Origin of the sequence: uncultured Mucilaginibacter sp. (assembly GCF_903913935.1) — a bacterium.
GTDB lineage: Bacteria > Bacteroidota > Bacteroidia > Sphingobacteriales > Sphingobacteriaceae > Mucilaginibacter.
This window is the reverse complement of the sequence record NZ_CAIWNH010000597.1, coordinates 1-2,378: the sequence shown is the minus strand read 5'-3', so window position 1 is coordinate 2,378 and position 2,378 is coordinate 1. Positions and strand designations below refer to the sequence as shown.

At 41.2% G+C, this 2,378-nt stretch carries 2 protein-coding genes; both read left to right on the top strand.

Annotation, left to right across the window (positions count from 1 at the left end; all coding sequences use genetic code 11):
• Positions 1-1,096: AIR synthase related protein (locus QZY09_RS24380; RefSeq protein ID WP_295677253.1), on the top strand; the 1,096-nt coding region annotated here is incomplete at its 5' end.
• Between the two features lie 528 nt (positions 1,097-1,624).
• Positions 1,625-2,378, top strand: a 754-nt coding sequence (locus QZY09_RS24375; RefSeq protein WP_295677251.1) for an FAD-dependent oxidoreductase, incomplete at its 3' end; no start/stop codon positions are given.

The window sequence follows — 2,378 nt, the reverse complement described above, 5'->3', positions numbered from 1 at the left end:
GATTTTTCCAAAAGCTTTCTGCAAAATAGTACCCGATATTTTAACTAACGACCCGCTTTACTGCAATATTATGCATGCTGATGGCGCTGGTACAAAATCATCGCTTGCTTACACTTACTGGAAAGAAACCGGCGACATATCCGTATGGCGGGGCATAGCCCAGGATGCCATTATTATGAATATTGACGATCTGCTTTGCGTAGGCGCTGTTGATAATATCCTTTTATCCTCAACCATCGGCCGCAATAAAAGTTTGATTCCCGGCGATGTAATCTCTGCAATCATTAACGGCACAGAAGAGATTTTGGCGGAATTGAGAGACGCCGGGATCGGCATTTACTCAACAGGTGGCGAAACGGCTGATGTTGGCGACCTGGTGCGGACCATCATTGTTGACTCGACGGTTACCTGCCGGATGAAACGTGAGGATGTAATATCCAATCACCGGATACAACCGGGAGACCTTATTGTCGGCATGGCTTCATACGGGCAGGCCACGTATGAAAAAGAATATAATGGCGGTATGGGCTCAAACGGTTTAACATCCGCAAGGCATGATGTATTTAACAAAACCATCGCTGAAAAATATCCTGAAAGTTATGACCAGGCCATCCCCTACGACCTTATCTTTTCGGGCTCAAAAAACCTGACTGATCCAATAGCTATTGGTAATGATCAATTTGTTAGTGCTGGTAAGTTAGTATTATCGCCCACCCGTACCTATGCACCCATTATAAAATCTATATTGGACAAACACAGGCAACAGATACACGGCATGGTGCACTGCAGCGGGGGCGCTCAAACCAAGGTGCTTCATTTTGTTGATGACGTGCATATCATCAAAAACAACCTGTTCCCTATTCCGCCATTATTCAGACTGATACAGGAGGAATCAAAAACCAGCTGGCAGGAGATGTACAAGGTATTTAATATGGGCCACCGGATGGAACTATATGTACCTGAAGAAATTGCCGGCGAAATCATCAAGATCTCTGAAAGTTTCGGGGTGGAGGCGCAGGTAATCGGGCATGTTGAAAAAGCAGATAGCAAGCAGGTGACGATACAATCAGAAGCCGGCGAGTTTATTTATAACTGATTAAAAAAACTTTAATAACAAAAAATCCCGGTCATTGTAACCGGGATTTTTTGTTTGAGGCAATTATTAGTTAAATATGTACCTTAAACCAAACTGCGCTTGCCAGCGTGATAATTGACTGGTATCTTAAATAAATAATTTGGTAACCGGTATCAGGTTATTTTTATCAAGGTAAGGGAAAGAATATTCTGCATTTTGCAATAATTACACTGTTATTACGAAGGAATGTTAATAATTTATGTGAAATTCTCAAATTTACTCTTGATTAATTTTGTCTCCTTCAGGGAAAACCCCAAACACAATAAATATCATCCCTGATAATTTGTTAATTTTCTGATTTGGTACCTTTTACTTAGCTTTGGGGCCGTGTTCAAATCTTAATTTATCATAACTGGTGAACCAAAATGGTTGAACAACGTTAAAGTACCCTGTTAAGTGTTCATAACCGGGCTTAAATATTAAAAAGCATTCAAGCGTTATCGCAAAAATTTAGCATATCAGTAAATAAAAAATAATATCACCATAAATATGAACTACGATTTAATTGTTATAGGTTCCGGTCCGGGCGGTTATGTAGCTGCTATCCGCGCTTCGCAGTTAGGCTTAAAAACCGCTATAGTCGAAAAAGAATCACTGGGCGGGATTTGCCTTAACTGGGGCTGTATTCCAACCAAAGCATTATTAAAAAGCGCTGAAGTTTTTGAATATATTAATCACGCTGCTGATTACGGTATAAAAGTGGGCAGCAGCGAAATTGATTTTGAATCGGTGATCAAAAGAAGCCGTAATGTAGCCGAAGGCATGAGCAAAGGCGTTCAGTTTTTAATGCGCAAAAACAAGATCGACGTGATCATGGGCTTTGGGAAACTGAAAGCCAAAGGCGCTGTTGAAGTTACAGCAGCAAATGGCGAAAAAAAGGATTATACAGCAAAACATATCATTCTTGCTACAGGCGGCCGCTCACGCGAATTGCCAAACCTTAAACAGGATGGGAAAAAAGTAATTGGTTACCGCCAGGCAATGGTTCTTCCGGCAAAACCTGCATCGATGGTTGTGGTTGGATCGGGTGCCATAGGTATTGAGTTTGCTTATTTTTACAACAGCATCGGAACAAAAGTAACCGTTGTTGAATATTTAGATAATATTGTGCCTTTAGAAGACGAAGAGGTCTCCAAACAAATGGCCCGGATCCTTAAAAAACAAGGCATCAATATCCTGACCAGTTCGAATGTTGAATCGGTTGACAGTAGTGGCGACCTTTGCAAGGTCCAGGTTAAAACTG